This window comes from Acidobacteriota bacterium, from assembly GCA_016700075.1.
In the GTDB taxonomy this organism is placed as follows: domain Bacteria; phylum Acidobacteriota; class Blastocatellia; order Pyrinomonadales; family Pyrinomonadaceae; genus OLB17.
Genome location: CP065000.1, coordinates 2,167,383 through 2,185,039, shown reverse-complemented (window position 1 = coordinate 2,185,039; position 17,657 = coordinate 2,167,383). Strand labels below are relative to the sequence as shown.

Below are 17,657 nucleotides of genomic sequence, written 5' to 3'. Positions count from 1 at the left end.
GTACAACTATTCAGATGCTCCCGCGGCAGTCTGTGCCGCCAGGCGTTCGCGCACCAATCCGCAGAGTAGTTCCACGGTCACGCCCGTCTGGCCGCCTTCTGGAATGATGACGTCGGCGTGGCGTTTCGACGGCTCGACAAATTCGAAATGCATAGGCCGGACCGATGCAAAATACTGTTCGATCACGGATTCCGTTGTGCGGCCGCGTTCGGCGATGTCGCGGCGAAGCCTGCGAATGAAACGAATGTCATCCGGCGTGTCCACAAAAACGCGCACGTCCAGCAGGTCGAGCACACGCGTCTCTGCAAAGATCAAGATCCCTTCGACGATGACGACCTGTTTCGGCTCGATGATCTCAATGCGGTCGCTGCGGGTGTGCGTTTTGAAATCGTATAGCGGCATCTCGACGACGAGGCCCTGCTTCAAACGCAAGAGATGATTGACCAGCATGTCGCTGTCGATGGCGTCGGGATGGTCGAAATTCGCACGGTGCCGTTCGTCGAGCGGCATGTCAGCCAGGTTTCGATAATACGAATCCTGCTCGACCAGCACGACGTTTTCCGCGCCGACCGATTCGACCAGCTTTCGTGCAATGGTCGTCTTTCCAGATCCTGTCCCGCCGCAGATACCGATAAACATAAGAATCGTATTCTAACCGTAGAGAGGCCGAGACGCAGAGGTCAGAAATGAATTTCTCAGCGGCTCTGCGTCTCTGCGGTTCAATTTGTGTGAGTGATCACTCGCCGGAGCAGTTCCCCGAAAAATTCCGCCACACGGGCGCCGGTTTCCATTACCTCTTCGTGGTCGATATTTTGGCCGCTCATGCCGGCGCCGAAATTCGTTATGCACGAGATGCCAAGCACTCGCAGGCCCATGTGCCTTGCCGCTATAGCTTCGGGAACCGTTGACATACCGACGGCGTCGGCGCCGAGCTTGCGATAAAGCCGTATCTCAGATGGCGTCTCATACGTCGGGCCCGAAAGCGCACAGTACACGCCGCGGTGGAGCAGATCGTGCACCTTTTCATCGAGTCCTTTTTCAAAACGCTCGCGTGAGATATCCGCGGCGGCCTCTTCAGCGGTGACCATCATTTCGCGGTCGTAAACCTCCGTCATATCCGGAAAACGCGGGCCCAGCCTATCGTCATTCGGCCCGCGAAGCGGATTCACGCCCATCATATTCAGATGATCCGTGATAAGCATCAGCGAGCCCGGCGGCATATCCGTGTTCAGGCTGCCCGCGGCGTTGGTCAGAATGATGCGTTTCGCACCGAGCACGCCGAATGTGCGGACAGGCAGCATCACCTGTTCCATTTCATAGCCTTCGTAATAGTGAAAACGCCCCTGCTGCACCGCGACGCCTACACCGCCTATCTCGCCGATCACAAGCTGCCCGGCGTGACCCTCAACTGTCGAACGCGCAAATCCGGGAATATCTTCATACGGGATTCGGACGGCATTTTCTACGGTTTCCGCAAACGCACCGAGCCCGCTGCCGAGCACAACCGCCGTCTCGACCTCGCCGGCGTATTTACTCTTTATATATTCAGCGGCACGCGCCGCATTCTGGTAAGACATTTCGATCAAATCGCGAATAGCTTTCGCAGTCGTTCGTTCACGGCTTCAATTTGTGTTGCCGCCAGTTCGCCGAGTTCACGTTTTACCATGGTTCTGGATATTGTCATCAGCCTGTGAAGCCTGACGGCCGACGACACTTTCAGCCCCGTCGTTTCAAAATACGGACTGGTTGAGTCAATATTCAGGTCAGTTACCGACGGCTCGCTCGATAATCTACTGGTTATAAAAGCGACCACGATATGGCCATATGGCTCGATCTCGTCCGTGAGGCAGACGGCAGGGCGAACTTTTGCCGAGGAAAGATCGTCGAAAGGAAACGGGACCAAAACGATCTTATGTTTCATGGTCTATCGGCTTTCCGTCGTCCAAGGTGTAGATATCTTCGGCGTCATCGGCCAGAAACTCGAACGCAGAATTCTCTTTAGCGGCCGCTTGCCACTTGGAATCATCGATATCTTCGTCAAACAGCACAATTACACGCACCTTTTTCGACACATCCGGCGGAAGGTCTTCGTCGAGCAAAAGCTGCCTGTTCGGCCCAATTGTAGCTGTGGTCTCTAACGACGTTTGCATACTAGGATTCTACAATAACTAACGAAACAAGGGCTATAAGATCAGCTTTCCTTGCGATACGGCGTGCCGAGTGCTTTTGGTGCGCGGCTGAGGCCGATAAAGCCCGCGAGCACGATGATCGTGAGCACATACGGGATCATCTGTATGAACTGCACGGGCACGTCCTCGCCCGACGGCATCTTGATAACGCCCTGCATTTGGATCGCGAGAGCCTCGGTAAAACCGAAGAAAAGGCACGCCAGCAGCACCGGTATAGGCCGCCATTTTGCCAATATCAGAGCTGCAAGTGCGATATAGCCGCGGCCCGCGGTCATGCCGCGTGTGAAAAGCGACGACTGGCCGATAGAAAGGTACGCACCGCCCGCGGCGGCGAGTATTCCCGAGATGATAACGGCGGAATAACGGAGCTTCACCACACTGACGCCCGCTGCGTCCGCGGCTTCGGGATTCTCGCCGACCGCACGAATGCGCAGCCCGAAAGGCGTTTTGTAAAGCACGTACCAACAGATCGGCACCAGAATGAAAGCGAGGATCGAGGCGATGGAAAGCCTGTTCCAAAACTCGGGCAGCAGGAATTCCTTCGCTATCTGCTGCGTCGAACCCGCGGAATCGTAAATGCGGCTCGATATCACGGCAGGCAAGCCCAACATCAGCAGGCTGATCGCAAAACCGGTTACGACCTGGTCGGCCTCGAACTTGATCACGGCCACCGCAAACACCAAAGCAACTATTGCACCGACCGCCATTCCCGCCACGAAACCGATGTACGGATTCTGCAGTTCATACGTGACAACCGCCGCCGTAAATGCACCCGCGAGCATCAGGCCTTCGAGAGCAATATTGATCACGCCCGCGCGTTCCGAGAACATCCCGCCGAGCGCCGCGAAGATCAACGGCGTCGCCAGCCGAATGGTCGAGAACAGAAGGATCAGCAAAAATGTTGGTGTCAATACCTCGCTCATCTTACCTCCTGCTGAACCTCTGCAAAGATGCCACGAAAATGATGATTATGGCCTGCAGGACCTCGACCAGATCCTTTGATACGTATTTGGTCTCGATGTCCACAAAGATCTCGCCGCGTTTCAGCACCGCGAAGAAAAGTGCCGCGACAAAGATGCCGAGCGGGTGATTTCTGCCGAGCAGTGCGACGGCGATGCCTAAGAAGCCCCAGCCGTCCGAAAAGCCGTCGTAATAGCGATAGCGATAGCCGAGCACCTCGCCGATGGCGACCATGCCCGCGAGCCCGCCCGAAATGGTCATCGCGATGACGATCTGTTTTTTCGGCGAGATGCCGCCGTATTCCGCGGCGGTCGGATTTTCGCCGACGGCACGCAGCTCATAGCCCCACTTTGTCTTCCACAGGAAAATATAGACCAGCACGCACATCAATATCGCCAGCAAAAATGCGACGCTGAGCGGTACGAAATCCGGCATTCCGGGAATGTACTGGCTGATGCGCGGTATCTGTGCTGCCTTGCCGATCTCGGCGGTCTGCATGATCGGGTCGCCGGGAACCTTGAGATAATACTGTGTGAAATAGCTGACCAACGCGATCGCGACGAAATTGAGCATGATGGTGTTTATCACCTCATGCGAACCGAATTTCGCTTTCAGCAGGCCCGGTATCGCGCCCCAAAAAGCACCCGCGGCGACCGCCGTCAAGACGCATAGCCCAACAAGCAGCACGGCGGGCAGGCTGAACCAGGACCAATTCTCTTCCTTACCGAAAACCGTGACCATCGCACCGCCGAACTTGATGCCGACCCACGCCGTTGCGAACGCCGCTACGTAAAGTTGGCCCTCGGCTCCGATGTTCAGCAACCCGCATCGGAACGCAACCGCGACCGCAAGGCCGGTGAATATCAGCGGCGTAGCTATGAACAGCGTGTAGCCGATGTCGTTCATCGAGCCGAACGAATTCCCGATCAACTGGTAATAGGTTTGAAACGGATTGTCGCCGATCGCCAGCACGATGATGCCGCCGACAATGAACGCCGCAAAGACTGCGGTCAGCGGCCAGAGTATTTCGCGGAGGATCTTCATTCCCGGTTTGACGGCCCTGAGCTTTTCGCTTGCGAGCAATTGGCTGTCGCCATTGAAATTAAAGGAAACGTGCGAAATACAATATACATAACAATTATGACCGTGTCATCTGCGGAGGCCGACAGAAACGGACGATGCACCGTTAATGCGGCATAACCGGAATTCTCTTTGCTGCCTTTGCGTCTTTGCGGGAAACGCTCGCGTGATCATCCAAGTATCAAATGCAAACACTCGGCCTCCCGCAAAACCGCCAAGACGCAAAGCAACCGCAAAGTTCATCTCGCAGGTTCGCCGGCACTGCGAGTTCCCGTCCTTTCTGCCAATGGAAGCGGACTATGCTAATCTAACCGAACCAACTGACAGATGACCTTCGATCTCCGAAAAGACGCAAAATGGTATCTGCCCGTCGTCTTGGCCGCGATGCTCGTTTTCGCTAACGGCATCGGCGGCGAATTCGTTTACGACGACATGCGGCAGATCGTCCGAAATCCGCTTATTCAGGACATTGGAAATACATGGAAAGCCCTCACAAGCGACGTTTGGGCCTTCAAAGGCGACGGCTCGATCGCCGGCAGCAGCTATTGGCGGCCGACATTCACGCTGTGGCAGATAGTGAATTTCCAGCTCTTCGGAATGTCGCCCGCAGGCTGGCACGTCGGCAACATCGCCCTGCACGCTCTGGCGTGTTTTCTCGCTTTTGCACTGCTGCGGCGTTGGGAATTTTCGGCGCCCGCAGCGTTTTTGATAACTCTCATATTCGCCGTGCATCCCGTGCATGTCGAATCCGTAACTTGGATCGCCGGCGTTCCCGACATTCTGCTGACGGTCTTTTTTCTCGCGTCGCTGTGGTTCGCGACGTCATTTTACGAAACGGGCTCGACGAACAACCTGATAGTTTCCGCCATTCTTTATGCGCTTGTTCTCGGTTCAAAAGAGATCGGGCTGCTGTGTCTGCCGATATACTATTTTCTGTTTCTATACCTTGGTCGAGACAAGGAGAAGAAAAGACTGAAGGCCGGCACGACGACGTTCCTCGCCGTTCATACGGTTGTCGCTGCGGCATACTTTGCCGCCCGATGGGCCGTGTTGGGCAAGTTGAACTCGCCACCGCTCGATCCGGTGCCTTTTGGCAACGCGATACTTAGCATTCCGTCGATGGCAGCATTCTATCTGCGGCAGATGTTCTTCCCGTATTGGCTGGGCATCAACTACGACCTGCAGCCTGTCGAAACAGTTGGACTGACGAATTTCATCATTCCCGCCGCGGTTTGCATCGCGGCCGCTTTCGGTATCTACATTCTGGTAAAGCGCGGCATACGTGAACGCCTCGCACTGGCGCTATTAGCATTTCCGCTCCTGCTTGCGTTGAACGCGACGGCGTTTCCCGCCGACCAGATCGTCCACGACCGCTATCTTTATCTGCCGCTGTTGGGAGCGCTGATGCTCATCGTGCCTCTCGCGTTCAAGCTCGCGGAGCAGAAATTCGTGCTTGCCGCCGGCATCGCGATCTGTGCGGTACTGGCGTTTCAGACGGTGCGTTACAACACGGCTTACGCCAACGAAATGGCTCTGTGGCAATGGACAGCGAAGGTTGACAGCGGATCCTTTACGCAGGGGCAATTGGGAAGCGCTCTGGCAGAAGCAGGCCGCCATGAAGAGGCTGTCGCAGCCTATTCAAAGGCCATTGACGAACGGCCGACGCCGCGAAATTATCTTGGACGCGGCCGTTCGCTGATCCGTTTGAAACAGCACGACCGTGCGATAAATGACCTGAATGTCGGGCTGCAGTTTCCTGATGAGCAGATGGACATCTACGCCGCATATCAGCTTTACGAGGCTCTCGCAGTAGCCTTTTCCGAAACAGGGCGGTTCAAGAACGGCCTCGACAACCTCGCAAAGGCTCGCATCGAACTGCCGATGTACTTCGCCGCGATATCGAACAATATGGCGGTCATTCTGTATCAGGCAGGCCAAAAAGAGGCTGCACGGATAGAACTGGAAAACGCACGCGAGGCCGCTAAGAATGAGCTGCTGCCTGAATCTAAGAGCGTACTTTTTAGGCTTGGACTGCTCTACATGGAACAGAACCGAACCGACGAGGCCCGCACCGCATTGCAGGAATACCTCGCCCAAACAAACGGCCTGAGCGAAAAGTCGGTCCTGAATAACCGTGCACAAGCGGCGAAGGCGTTGGAAAGGTTAAGGTAAGGCCGACTGCCTTGACGTTCGTGCTAAAATTTTCCTTATGAGCCAGATCCTAGAAGCAGTTATTGACGGCAACGGCGTCCTGAAGATATTGAACGGCCATGACCTGCCGCGCAATCGCAAGGCTATAGTCACCGTTTTGGACGAAAGTCCGGAATCCGTCGCTGCCGACACTGCGTTGCTCAGTGAAGATGTGCTTTCCCGCGAGTGGCTATCTGAAGAGGAGGACAAGGCATGGGCCCACCTTCAGCCGGAGACGTCGTCCTAGTCAGGTTTCCTTTTTCCGACCTCTCAAACTCGAAACTCAGGCCAGCCGTCGTATTGGCAAACGCTGACCGAAACGACTGGATCTTGTGTCAGATCACCAGCAATGCTTTTGCTGACGATGTCGCGATCGCGATCGACAATGTGGATCTCAGATCGGGCGGATTGAAAAGGATCAGCTATGCTCGAACGGGGAAATTGTTTACTGCTAATCAAGAGATAATCTTACGCACCGCGGGAACACTCTCGACCGGCAAATTCAACGAGATAGTTGCGGGCGTTGTCAGCCGTTTCAAGACCTTGAATCGCGAATAAAAGGCTACCCCATCTCGCTCTCGTCTATATCAAAATTCGCATAGACTTTTTGGACGTCGTCGTTGTCCTCGAGCGCGTCATAGAGCTTGAGCATCGTCTTGGCGTCGGCACCTTCGAGCTTGATGTAGTTTTGTGGGATCATCGTCACTTCGGCGACCTGCGGTTCGATGCCGGCGGCCTTGACGGCGTCGTTGACCGCCTCGAAATTTTCGGGCGCCGTAAATATCTCAAAAACATCGCCGTCGTCCTGCATATCTTCAGCACCGGCCTCGATCGCTATCTCGAACAACTCGTCCTCGCTCTTCGCGGCCTTATCGACGACGATGTAGCCTTTCTTATCAAACATCCAACCGACCGAGCCGCTCTCGCCCATGTTGCCGCCATTCTTTGAAAAGATGTGGCGAATTTCAGCGACCGTTCTGTTGCGGTTGTCGGTCAGTCCCTCGACCATCACGGCGACGCCGTTCGGGCCGTAGCCTTCGTATGTCACCTCGTCATACGACGCTCCTTCCAGCTCGCCCGTGCCGCGTTTGATGGCGCGGTCGATTGTGTCATTGGGCATATTCTGCCCCTTCGCGTCCGAAACGGCCTTCCTCAAACGTGCGTTCGAATCAACGTCGCCGCTGCCGCCCGTGCGTGCCGCGACGGTGATCTCTTTTATGAGCTTCGTAAATATCTTGCCGCGTTTGGCGTCGAGTGCGCCCTTTTTGTGCTTAATTGTGTGCCACTTACTGTGTCCTGACATAAATGCTACTTAGTTACTGAGAATTTCGAATTGTCGAATATATCACGCCGGCAGCCGACGTTCAAAAATTTGGCACATCGCCCGCGAGGCCCGTGATACGAACGATCTTGTTCTTGGACGTTTCTCCCGAAACGATCTCGATGCTGCTTTTCCGCGTCGAAAAATGCTTCGCCAGAACGCGGATCAGTTCCTCATTCGCGGCGCCGTCAACCGGCGGTGCAGCGATCCGCACACGCAGAACGCCGTCCTGCATACCGACGACCTCACTCCGCGAAGCCCGCGGCACCACTCGGACATTGATCCTAACGGAGGAATTTTCTGCGGCAGGCATATTGAGGTTATGGTCCTTTGTCCTCTGTCTTTTAGGTTTTCGACTTTCGTATTTTGTCGCTTATCTCACAAACACATTCATCACGATCACTTGCAGGAATCCGATAAAAAGCAGCACGAGCATCGCTGAGATGTCGAACATCCCGACCGGCGGGATCAGCCTGCGTGCGGGGGCGAGTATCGGTTCGGTCACGCGGCCGACAAGGGCGAGAAACTTGTTCGGCTGAAAGGTGAACCACGACGACAAAAAGCGTATAAAGATGAAAAGTATCAGCACGCTCAAGGCTCCGTAGAGAATAAAACCGACGATCTTTTTCACGTCGCCCGTAGCGATGCCGGCCGTCAGTCCGTCGATGACGAACATCGCATTACCGACGACCTGCGTAAAAAAATACGTCAGCAGCAGCCCGATCAGCAGCGTCAGCAGCGGTGCCAGCCGCGTGTCGATCTTGTTTATCGCGAAAAAGCGTGCGGCGGGATATACCCATTTTTCGGTGCGTTTTCGCACCTTAAAGCCGAACCTGCCGACCTTGCCGAAAGGGTTCGGATCCGCGTAGTTAAACACCAACCGCAGCAGCATCACGGCCAAAAATACGCCAAAGACCGACCAAACGATCAGAAAAAACCACGGATAAACAAATGTCGTCAGCATACTTTTTTCACCACAGAGGGCACGGAGAAGCTAGAAGTCAGAAGACAGAAGTCAGCAACCGGAAGACAAAAACCGAGCTTCGAATCAGGAATTTGGCGTTTTATTTTGCCTTTTACCTTTTGCCTTTCGCCTTAGGCTACTGTCTTCTGGCTTCTGTCTTCCGACATCTCTTTAGCTAATACTCCCTTTCCCCGAATATCGCCGTGCCCACGCGGACCATCGTTGCACCTTCTTCGATAGCGACCTCAAAGTCGTGACTCATGCCCATCGAAAGCTCGCCGCCCGCCAGCAAATGATCGCGAATTTCCCGCAGCTTTTTGAAATACGGTCGCGTGGCTTCGGCGTCGTCAAAAAACGGCGGCAATATCATCAGCCCGATCAATTTCAGCCGCCCGCATTTACGCAGATAGTCTATCAATTCGCCAAGCCCATCTTCTGCGATGCCCGATTTCGTCTCTTCGCCTGCCAGGTCAACTTGTATCAGTACAGGCAGTTCCGCACGGCCTTCTTCGCCGCAGATGCGTTCCAGCCGATCGGCCAGTTCCAATGAATCGACCGAATGTATCACGTCAAAATGCTGCACCGCACGCCGGGCCTTGTTCTTTTGCAGATGCCCGATCAGATGCCACTTGGCGTCGCTGCGGCCGATCGCCGGAATTTTCGCGTCGGCTTCCTGAACCTTGTTCTCGCCGAAAACGTTAACGCCCGCAGCGATCGCCTCGCGCACGGTTTCCGCCGGATGCGTTTTGCTGACGGCGATCAGTTGTATCTCCGACGCATCGCGGCCCGCGCGTGCCGCGGCATCTGCGATACGAGTTCGCACCTCGTCGATCCGCTCTTTCAGCCCGCCATTCATCCGCACAACTATATTATCTGCAGCGACAAGTGATAAGTGTAAAGCGGATAGCTGTTTTCCCTTGTCACTCGTCCCTTGCCCCTTTCCCTTTCCCTTTCCCTTTTTTCCTTTTTCCTTTCCCCTCGCCCCTTTCCCCTCGCCCCTATCCACCGGACTTATCAGAGGTGTCTCTTGAAAAATCCAGGCGTAGTTAGTATCCTCAAAAGTTCGACGCGTGCGGACGTGGCGGAACTGGTAGACGCGCAGGTCTCAGAAGCCTGTTCTGGCAACAGAGTGGAAGTTCGATTCTTCTCGTCCGCACCAATTTTTCATTTCCCGCCCAACTTTGCGTTCTCAGCGGCTTTGCGTGAAACTTCTTTTCATGCAGAGCGAGTTTGCAGAAGCGATCAAACAGCATCAGACGGAATTCGGAGTGTCCCTTTCTGACGCTGTCGTAGAAAGGCTCGGGGCCTATTACGCGTTCATTCTCGAGCACAATCCGATGCTGCATCTCGTGGCTCCAAGCACGCCGGCGGAGTTTGCGACGCGGCACATTTTGGAATCGTTGACCTTGCTCGAATTCCTGCCCGAAGGGGCGAAGTTCGCCGATGTCGGCACGGGTGCGGGGCTGCCTTCTATACCGTGCCTGATCGCCCGCGAAGATCTGCATGCTGTCCTGATCGAATCGAAAGAAAAAAAGGCGAAGTTCCTTGAGCTCGCAGTCGAGCAGCTCGGTCTGACGGATCGCGTCAAGATCGTGAACAAACAGTTTCAGGAGGCCGATCCGGGAAACTGCGAATACGTTACCTGCCGTGCGCTGGATAAGTTTTCGGAGAAGCTGCCGCGGCTGCTGAAATGGGCGATGCGGCGGCATTTGTTGCTTTTCGGCAATCAAAAACTGGGCGAAATGCTGCAAGCGACAGGCCTTGACGTCGGTCCTAAGTTAATGCCGATGTCCGAACAGCGTTATCTTTTCGCCGCTATCAGGTAACGGTAAAAATTTCATCTCAAGGAAAAGGAGTCGTTGTGATGAGGAAATTCCCCTGGCCGCCGTCGTTCATATTGGTGCTTGCTTTCGCCGCGATGTCTTTCGCACAGACCGCCGATCATTACGAGATTCAGCCGGCAAAAAGCGTCGAACTCAACCCGCTCTTTTGCGTTGATAAGAACTCTGTTGACGGCCCCTTGCCGGCCCACGAAAAATGCATCACCGCGATCAGATCGCTGGACTACGACCTGCTGACGCAGACGCTCGTCCTGTGGGAAGCCCGCAGTGACCGCAATATGCGTGTGAAAATTAAGGTTTTCCGCAGCGACTCGGAACGCCGCATCCGCGTGATCATCAACAACATCTACGGCGGTTCAAAGGCGTCGGTGCAAAAAGGCGGTGCTCTTACGCTTGAAAAACCGCCCGCGGGCTACACCGTCTCGATCGAAGAGATCCGCGTTGACCGCATACATGACGGCGAAGACCGCGATGTCGAATTCATACTGCCCGACGATCTGAAAGGGAAAATTCCTGTAAGGAACGGCCAAATGACGCCTCAATAAAAACACTCCGGCTGTTGAAACCTTTACACGTTTCGGGGCATCATAGCGGCAGTCCCCGAAAAAGAAAAAAGGAGTTTTCCTTATGAAGCCGTACGCCCGTTTTGCACTTTTGCTCTCCGCCGCTCTCTTTTTTGCCTCGTCACTGCCGATCGCTGCACAGGACGACCTGAATCCGCGTGAGATGTGGCTGCGTGTTGAAACTCTGTTCGAGCAGAGCAATCGCGTCGATGCCTTGCCGTGGCTGGAAAAGCTGCTCAAGGCCGAACCCGACAACAGCGACGTTCACCGCATGCTGGCCGAAGCGCTGATGGCAAAGGCGTTTCACGTTGAAACCGATGAAGAATCAAAAGCGCTCAGAAAACGCGCGCGCGAATCATTTATCAAAGCCCGCGATCTGGGCGACACCAGCGAATACGTAAGGTTATTGATCGGCTCGATACCGCCCGACGGCGGCGGCAGGTCGAAATATTCATCCGTTCCCGCATCGGACGCGGCGACGCTTGCCGGCGAACAGGCATTCACATCAGGCAAGATAGACGAAGCACTCGGCCACTATCAGCGTGCTCTCGAACTCGACCAGAAGAATTATTATGCCGCGCTCTTTGCCGGCAATATGTACCTGCAAAAGAACGATTACAAGAATGCGGAAACGTGGTTTCAGAAAGCCATCGCCATAGATCCTTTTACAGAAACGGCGTATCGCTATTCGGCAACGCCGCTGATGCGGCAGAACAAATTCGATCAGGCTCGCGACCGTTATATCGAAGCATGGATCACAGAACCCTACAGCCGTTTTGCGATAAACGGAATGCTCGGCTGGGGCGAAGCGACGCGGCACAACCTCTCGCATCCGCGCATCGACCCGCCAAAGACCGAGACGGGCGAGGACGGCAAGCCGAAAACCACGATCAACGTGAATCCGCTAGCCGATGATGGTTCGATGGCGTGGATGGCATACGTTGCAGGTTCGGAGAAATGGGAAAAGGAGAAATTCAAGCAGCACTATCCGAATGAAACGGCATACCGCCGCTCGCTTGCCGAAGAGGTGGACAGGCTCCGCAGCGTGGTCTCAATGGCCAAGACCCTGAAACCCAAAAAACTGAACCCGCAGATCGAGATGATCGAAAAGCTCGACAAAGACGGTGTCCTCGAAGCCTTCATCCTGATGTCCTACGGCAATGCAGAGATACACCGCGACCACCGCGCATACCTCGCCGCAAACCGCTCTAAAATGCGGCTGTATGTGACGAAGTATGTGATCAAAAAATAGGGTCAGCGAGTATCCAGCCCGTATTCCCGCAAACGTCGGTAAAGCGTGGAGGGCGAGATGCCGAGCATTTCGGCGGTGCGGCCGCGGTGCCAGCCCGTTTTTTCCAATGCGCCAATGATCTGCCGGCGCTCGACGTCGCGTAGATTCGTCGGATGAGCGTGTGCGGTAACCGCGGCCGGTGCGTTCGCCGCATCGCCGTAATTCACAGAAAAGCTGGGCAGAGAAGTTTTGCCGAAAGCGACCTCAGGCGGCAGTTCACGCGGTGTGATGACGCCGTTGTCCGAAAGCAGCAGCGCTCGTTCCAGGCAATTGCGTAGCTGACGCACGTTGCCCGCCCAGTCGAAATTGGTCAGAGCTTCGATCGCCGCGGGCGACAGGTCGGGAGCGTTGGCTCCGGCGAGTTTGTAAAGCAGATGCCGTGCGAGCGGCTCGATATCCTCGCGGCGTTCGCGAAGCGGCGGCACGAATATCTCAAAACTGTTGATGCGGTACATCAGGTCGGCGCGGAAGATGCCCTCGGCGACCGCCTGCTCTTTGTCGCGGTTAGTAGCAGCGACCAGCCGCACGTCAACCTCTACCTTTTTCACGCCGCCGACGCGGAAAAACGTACGCGTCTCGAGCGCACGGAGCAGCTTGGACTGCAATTGCAGCGGCATTTCCATCACTTCGTCCAGGAACAGCGTGCCGCCGTCGGCTATCTCAAAAAGCCCGAGCTTTCGCTGCCGAGCTCCCGAGAACGCACCGGCCTCGTGGCCGAAAAGTTCGCTTTCGAGCAGCGTATCCTGCAGTGCCGCACAGTTCAGATCGATGAAAGGCTTGTCCGCACGGTCGCTCAGACGGTGTATCGCCTGTGCGATCAATTCTTTGCCGACGCCCGATTCGCCCGTTATCAAAACCGATGTTTCGGACGGTGCGACGCGGTTCACCAGCCGCAGTGCCTCTTTCATCTGCGGCGAATCTGCAACGATGTCGGGCAGCGGTGCAGTCTTTCGCTCGATCTGCGCCCGCAGCCGCTGATTATCAACCTTGAGTTGCTGTTTTTCGGTTGCGGCCGTAACGAGCGCCGAGAGCTCGCCGATGCGGTAGGGCTTTGTCAGATAATCATACGCCCCGAGCTTCATCGCCTCGATCGCGGTCTCTACGGTCGCCTGGCCCGTGAGCATTATCACCTCCGGCGGATCCTGAAGCTGCTCTTTGATACGGCGCAGCAGGCCCATTCCGTCGAGCCGCGGCATATTGATGTCGCACAGCACGACGTCGTACGACGCCGCTTCGAGCATTTCCCAGGCGGCCTCGCCGTCCTCGGCACATGCAGCCTCGTGGCCCTGCCGCGTAAGCTCCTTTTCTACGACAAGCCGCAGATTTTTCTCATCATCGACAATTAAGAGTTTAGCCATTATTCGGTTTTGAGAGCGGGAATTGATATAGAGAACACAGTTCCTTTACCAGGTGTCGAGCGGACGCTGAGGCGGCCGTTGTGTTCGGAGACGATGCCGTAACAGACGGCGAGGCCCAGGCCCGTGCCTTTGCCGACATCTTTTGTGGTGAAGAAAGGTTCGTAGATCTGCGACATGTTTTCCGGCGGTATTCCGACGCCGGTGTCTTCGACCTCGATGACGACGCGGTCGCCGCGTTCGGACACGCGGAAAGTGAGAATGCCGCCTTCCGGCATTGCGTCGATGGCGTTCGTCGCAAGAGCGATGACCGCCTGCTGTATCTGGCCCGCGTCCGCCGAAACTAGCGGCAGGTTGTCGGCGATCTCGACTCGCTGCGTGATGCCGTTGCCGCGTTTCTGATGCGAGATAAGGTTTGCCGCAGACCGTACGACCTCGCCAATGTCAGTCGGTGCCCGTTCGCCGGTGCGGACGCGGCTGAAATCAAGCAGGTCGGATGTGATGGATTTGCAGCGAAAGGCCTCGCTTTTCATCAGTTCGAGGAATTCTTTCAGGTCTGCCTCAGCTTCGGAATTTACAAACTCGCCGTCGGCGACGCGGTGCTCCAGCGATTCGGCACACGCGGCGATCGTCGCCAGCGGATTGTTTATCTCGTGCACGATACCCGCAGCGAGACGGCCGACCGCGGCCAGTTTTTCCGCACGGCTGACGGCCTGTACGGCTTCGACACGCATGGTCACGTCCTCACCTATGGTGATGACGTGCGTCACGTCGCGCGTATTCGGGTCGCGCATCGGCACTTTGCTGACCAGCCAATGCCGCGTCGATCCGTCGTCTGCGACCGTTTGCTGTTCGATGCGTTCGATACGGCCCGTGCGGAAAGCACGCTCAAACTCGGCACGATGGCGGCCTTGCGGATATTTCTCGAGAACGTCAAATACGTCGCGCCCGACGGCGATGTCGCGCGGTATGCCGAGCTGGCCTTCCTCGCGGTGGCGGTTCCACGCAACGATCTTGTAATCATGATCGACGACGTAAAGCGAGACCGGCAGAGCGTCCAATATCGCTTCCGTAAATTTGCGGTCCTCTTCACGGGCCTCGCTGATCGAGTTGTTTATCGTCGTCTCGTAATGTGCCGATAGATTCACGCTCATCGCAGCCATCTGCGTGGCGGCTTCGATCAGCCGTGTGTCGGCCTCGGTCAATTCAACGCCGTTCTGCAGTGCAAGTACGATCGCGCCCGAAATGCCGCCATTGATGAACAGCGGTGCGATGTATTCAGCACTGTGTGCTTTGCCGGCGATCAGAAATTCGTCTTTGTCAGTTTCCGCATGGGCGATCTGCGGCGGCATGAATGACAGCCATTTCTCGAATTTCTCACGGCTCAATTCCGCCTTGGTTTTGCCCTTCCTTGAAATGCTCGTTATAAGCCCCAGATTTTCGAGCTCGGCAGCAAAAGCGCAAACGGGCGCGTCAAAACGCACACGCAGAGCCTCCGCGACGCAGCTTGCCACCTTTTTGGGGTGGACTGTTGCAAGCAGGCTACGCCCAAGCTCGGAAATGAACTTTAGACTTTTTGCGGCGTCATCCGCATTCGGCATTGCAGCCGTTGCGTTTGCCGCTTTGCTGGGCAGCGACGGTGAAAGCATTGATGGTCGGGACCGACAGCCCGTTCAGCTTTGGAAGAAAAACGGCCCGCGAGGGATACAGTTGACTGTGAAAAACCCGACAGAGTTTTCCTCTTTAATTAGAAACAATTTTGAACATTGTGTCAACAGATTAAACACAGGTGGGGAAAAATTGTGCCGAAATGCAAAGGAGGCGGCATTTTCACACCGCCTCCGGAAATGGAGAACTATTGGTTGCTCAATATTGGCCGTATGCCTCAGTTTCGTCTGTGGTCACGCCACCATGGAGCATGCCCGCGGAGCAGATTGGTGAACGACATTGTCGGTGTCAGCACCGACCGAAGCATCTTTTTTGTAAAGGTGATGCTTCGCCGCTCGTCGCGTTCTATCCATCGATGAAGTACGTACTTGTCGATAGCATCTTCTGCTATCGTCAACGCGATGCCTCCGGTGGGCGTCACTACGATATCGCCCCACGTCATCTTGCTCTTACCTGTCGAATGTCGAACTCTGCCTACGTTTCCAATAGACGCTTCGCTGATCGGCCCGATCTCGAACTGTACATTCCACGCCGTTGCCCAAAGAAAGGCCTTTGCTCGCGTCTTCCAATACCGTGCGTCCTTGCCGAATTCGACACGGCCCGCCTGACGGTCATTGTTCAAATAGATCCGAGCCATTGCCGAACCTTCAAGCGGATGAGCTACATAGTTCGTAAAGAACTTGCCGCCGTCGTCCCAACCTTCGAGATTCTTTAATGAGTCCTTCCAGTCTTTGAAGAACGGCCCCTTCAATTCCTTACGCGTCTTCGGCTCAAGCAACCGGAATCCATGCTGTACACCGAGAAACATCAGCGACTGCAGGGTCGCCCCTTTCCAATTGAAATTCGGCTTCAGCGTTATCGGAGCACGCTCATAACTCTCATTACCGAGAAAATTGTTTTCCTCGTATCTTCTTCTCGGGTCGTCCACCACCTCGGTTTCGGTCACATCCGGACGGATCAGGATCGGTCTGACTTCCTTAGGTACAGCAATGGGAGCGGCCGGTTTTTCGACCTTTGGTTCGGCGGCCGGAACTTTGTCCTTTTGTTCCTTTTCAGCCGGGAGCGTTTGGGCACCGACAGCCAGTGTTCCTGCGGCCATAAGTGCGAACAGAATTTCCTTGAGATCCCAATTTCTCTCATTTCAAACACCTCCCGGAACCTCCCTCAAAGAAAGGTTCCTCGACCATACTGAAGGGCAACTTTTATGCCGCGGCGGTTATCAGATATTTGGTACATTTTCCGATAATGCACAGAGTTTATGGTTAGAATTTCGCGACTTGGTGTGTAGAAACTCGCAGACAGAGGACGGCACCGGCCCGGTTCGCTGATGTCGAACATTGACATCAATAGGACACGAGGCGAATATTTTCATTATCGACATGGCGAACATCTGCCAAAAAGTTCTGTTTTCCGCGATGCTCCTTTTCGTTGCGTCGGTTTTTTCGGCGCATTCTCAGGTTGAGGTCGATAAAACACTGGTTGTCTTGAACGACGGCGCCAGGACCGAACTTATCACTCTGTCCGACGTGATGTGGCAGATGGCACTGCAGCCGGGCACTGAGCTCGATCCGCCGGATGCGGATGATATGCAGCGGGCACTTCGCACCTTGATCGACCAACGGCTCTTCGCTCTGGAGGCCGAACGTCTGCCGCGGAACCCGCCGACCGAGCAAGAGGTGGCCGCGAAGATCGCCGAAACCGTCGCGTATTTTCGTTCGCCCGCTGAGTTTGAGGCAAGGCTGCGACGCGTCGGTTTCCGCTCAATAAACGATGAAGCCTTTCAGCGGCTGATGTCGCAGCGGCTGGCGATAGACAAGTACATCGATTTTCGTTTCGGGTCTTTCGTGGTCGTCACGGCAGAGGAAGAACAGCGTTTCTTTCAGGAACAGTACAGGCCTGATTTTCGAAGACAGTTCCCAGGCCTGCTGCTGCCGAACTTTGAAGATAAGCGTGCGGAGATACGCGAGATGCTGATCGCACGCAAGACAGGCCAAGCGATGGAACGTTTCCTGGAACAGGCACGTGAGCGTGTAGAGATCACCGAACTGTTGAAGATCTGAGAATTCCTCTCTTCTGTCTCTCACTTCTACTGCTTGACCGCTGTCGGTCGCGGGATTTAATATCTTAGTTCGCTGCCGGAGTGGCGAAATTGGTATACGCACCAGACTCAAAATCTGGCGGGCTTTACGCCCATGTCGGTTCGAGTCCGACCTCCGGCACCATTTTCTCGACGGC

General features: G+C 55.3%; 20 protein-coding genes and 2 tRNA genes. 9 read left to right on the top strand and 13 right to left on the bottom strand.

The features are described from left to right. Positions 1-6 precede the first annotated feature (6 nt). From udk to IPM50_09860, 6 genes are all read right to left on the bottom strand, one after another. A complete protein-coding gene (gene udk / locus IPM50_09885; protein ID QQS31985.1) occupies positions 7-639 on the bottom strand; it encodes a uridine kinase in 633 nt (210 codons plus the stop codon). 80 nt (positions 640-719) lie between these two features. Further along, entirely contained in the window at positions 720-1,577 is an 858-nt protein-coding gene (locus IPM50_09880; GenBank protein QQS31984.1) for a purine-nucleoside phosphorylase, read from the bottom strand. Between the two features lie 5 nt (positions 1,578-1,582). Next, complete coding sequence (locus tag IPM50_09875) at positions 1,583-1,921, bottom strand: type II toxin-antitoxin system PemK/MazF family toxin (GenBank protein QQS31983.1); 339 nt, start codon at positions 1,919-1,921, stop codon at positions 1,583-1,585. Then, entirely contained in the window at positions 1,911-2,150 is a 240-nt protein-coding gene (locus tag IPM50_09870) for a hypothetical protein (GenBank protein ID QQS31982.1), read from the bottom strand. Before IPM50_09870 ends, IPM50_09875 begins: the two co-directional genes overlap by 11 nt. 41 nt (positions 2,151-2,191) lie before the next feature. After that, positions 2,192-3,112: an ABC transporter permease gene (locus IPM50_09865; protein ID QQS31981.1), complete on the bottom strand. Its 921-nt coding sequence runs from the start codon at positions 3,110-3,112 to the stop codon at positions 2,192-2,194. A gap of 1 nt (position 3,113) precedes the next feature. Further along, entirely contained in the window at positions 3,114-4,193 is a 1,080-nt protein-coding gene (locus tag IPM50_09860) for an ABC transporter permease (GenBank protein QQS34499.1), read from the bottom strand. 363 nt (positions 4,194-4,556) lie between these two features. Here IPM50_09860 and IPM50_09855 point away from each other — a divergent pair, with 363 nt between their 5' ends. Genes IPM50_09855 through IPM50_09845 form a run of 3 tightly spaced genes read left to right on the top strand, consistent with a single transcriptional unit; the run spans position 4,557 to position 6,977 of the window. Next, positions 4,557-6,401, top strand: coding sequence for a tetratricopeptide repeat protein (locus tag IPM50_09855; protein QQS31980.1), 1,845 nt, complete (start codon positions 4,557-4,559; stop codon positions 6,399-6,401). 37 nt (positions 6,402-6,438) lie between these two features. Beyond that, positions 6,439-6,666 (top strand): hypothetical protein, encoded by a 228-nt coding sequence (locus IPM50_09850; GenBank protein ID QQS31979.1) that lies wholly within the window; start codon positions 6,439-6,441, stop codon positions 6,664-6,666. After that, on the top strand, positions 6,633-6,977 hold the full coding sequence (locus tag IPM50_09845; GenBank protein QQS31978.1) for a type II toxin-antitoxin system PemK/MazF family toxin: 345 nt from the start codon (positions 6,633-6,635) through the stop codon (positions 6,975-6,977). Before IPM50_09850 ends, IPM50_09845 begins: the two co-directional genes overlap by 34 nt. A 4-nt stretch (positions 6,978-6,981) precedes the next feature. On the opposite strand, the gene IPM50_09840 is transcribed toward IPM50_09845, so the two are convergent. From IPM50_09840 to IPM50_09825, 4 genes are all read right to left on the bottom strand, one after another. Further along, the gene (locus IPM50_09840) at positions 6,982-7,722 is read right to left on the bottom strand and encodes a YebC/PmpR family DNA-binding transcriptional regulator (GenBank protein ID QQS31977.1); all 741 of its coding nucleotides are present in this window, start codon (positions 7,720-7,722) and stop codon (positions 6,982-6,984) included. A 61-nt stretch (positions 7,723-7,783) separates the two neighbouring features. Next, positions 7,784-8,053 (bottom strand): YggU family protein, encoded by a 270-nt coding sequence (locus IPM50_09835; protein QQS31976.1) that lies wholly within the window; start codon positions 8,051-8,053, stop codon positions 7,784-7,786. A gap of 60 nt (positions 8,054-8,113) precedes the next feature. Then, positions 8,114-8,704, bottom strand: a complete 591-nt coding sequence (locus tag IPM50_09830; GenBank protein ID QQS31975.1) for a YggT family protein — start codon at positions 8,702-8,704, stop codon at positions 8,114-8,116. 175 nt (positions 8,705-8,879) lie between these two features. Then, positions 8,880-9,560: a YggS family pyridoxal phosphate-dependent enzyme gene (locus tag IPM50_09825; GenBank protein ID QQS34498.1), complete on the bottom strand. Its 681-nt coding sequence runs from the start codon at positions 9,558-9,560 to the stop codon at positions 8,880-8,882. 216 nt (positions 9,561-9,776) lie between these two features. On the opposite strand from IPM50_09825, the gene IPM50_09820 reads away from it, so the two are divergent. From IPM50_09820 to IPM50_09805, 4 genes are all read left to right on the top strand, one after another. Further along, positions 9,777-9,863 (top strand) — tRNA-Leu (locus IPM50_09820). 58 nt (positions 9,864-9,921) lie between these two features. After that, a complete protein-coding gene (gene rsmG, locus IPM50_09815) occupies positions 9,922-10,530 on the top strand; it encodes a 16S rRNA (guanine(527)-N(7))-methyltransferase RsmG (protein QQS31974.1) in 609 nt (202 codons plus the stop codon). A gap of 35 nt (positions 10,531-10,565) precedes the next feature. Further along, positions 10,566-11,090 carry a hypothetical protein gene (locus tag IPM50_09810; GenBank protein QQS31973.1) on the top strand — a complete coding sequence of 175 codons (525 nt, stop codon included), beginning with the start codon at positions 10,566-10,568 and terminating at the stop codon, positions 11,088-11,090. 82 nt (positions 11,091-11,172) lie between these two features. Beyond that, positions 11,173-12,360 (top strand): tetratricopeptide repeat protein, encoded by a 1,188-nt coding sequence (locus IPM50_09805; GenBank protein ID QQS31972.1) that lies wholly within the window; start codon positions 11,173-11,175, stop codon positions 12,358-12,360. A 2-nt stretch (positions 12,361-12,362) separates the two neighbouring features. Here the strand turns inward: IPM50_09805 and IPM50_09800 are convergent, their stop codons facing one another. The 3 genes from IPM50_09800 to IPM50_09790 all read right to left on the bottom strand — a co-directional run bounded on the left by IPM50_09800 (position 12,363) and on the right by IPM50_09790 (position 16,521). Beyond that, positions 12,363-13,757: a sigma-54-dependent Fis family transcriptional regulator gene (locus IPM50_09800; protein QQS31971.1), complete on the bottom strand. Its 1,395-nt coding sequence runs from the start codon at positions 13,755-13,757 to the stop codon at positions 12,363-12,365. Then, complete coding sequence (locus tag IPM50_09795) at positions 13,757-15,403, bottom strand: PAS domain-containing protein (protein ID QQS31970.1); 1,647 nt, start codon at positions 15,401-15,403, stop codon at positions 13,757-13,759. The genes IPM50_09800 and IPM50_09795 overlap by 1 nt, the downstream gene beginning before the upstream one ends. Before the next feature lie 236 nt (positions 15,404-15,639). Beyond that, positions 15,640-16,521 carry a hypothetical protein gene (locus IPM50_09790; protein ID QQS31969.1) on the bottom strand — a complete coding sequence of 294 codons (882 nt, stop codon included), beginning with the start codon at positions 16,519-16,521 and terminating at the stop codon, positions 15,640-15,642. Between the two features lie 238 nt (positions 16,522-16,759). On the opposite strand from IPM50_09790, the gene IPM50_09785 reads away from it, so the two are divergent. After that, the gene (locus tag IPM50_09785) at positions 16,760-17,482 is read left to right on the top strand and encodes a hypothetical protein (GenBank protein QQS31968.1); all 723 of its coding nucleotides are present in this window, start codon (positions 16,760-16,762) and stop codon (positions 17,480-17,482) included. A gap of 74 nt (positions 17,483-17,556) precedes the next feature. Next, a tRNA-Leu gene (locus IPM50_09780) sits at positions 17,557-17,644 on the top strand. Positions 17,645-17,657 lie beyond the last annotated feature (13 nt).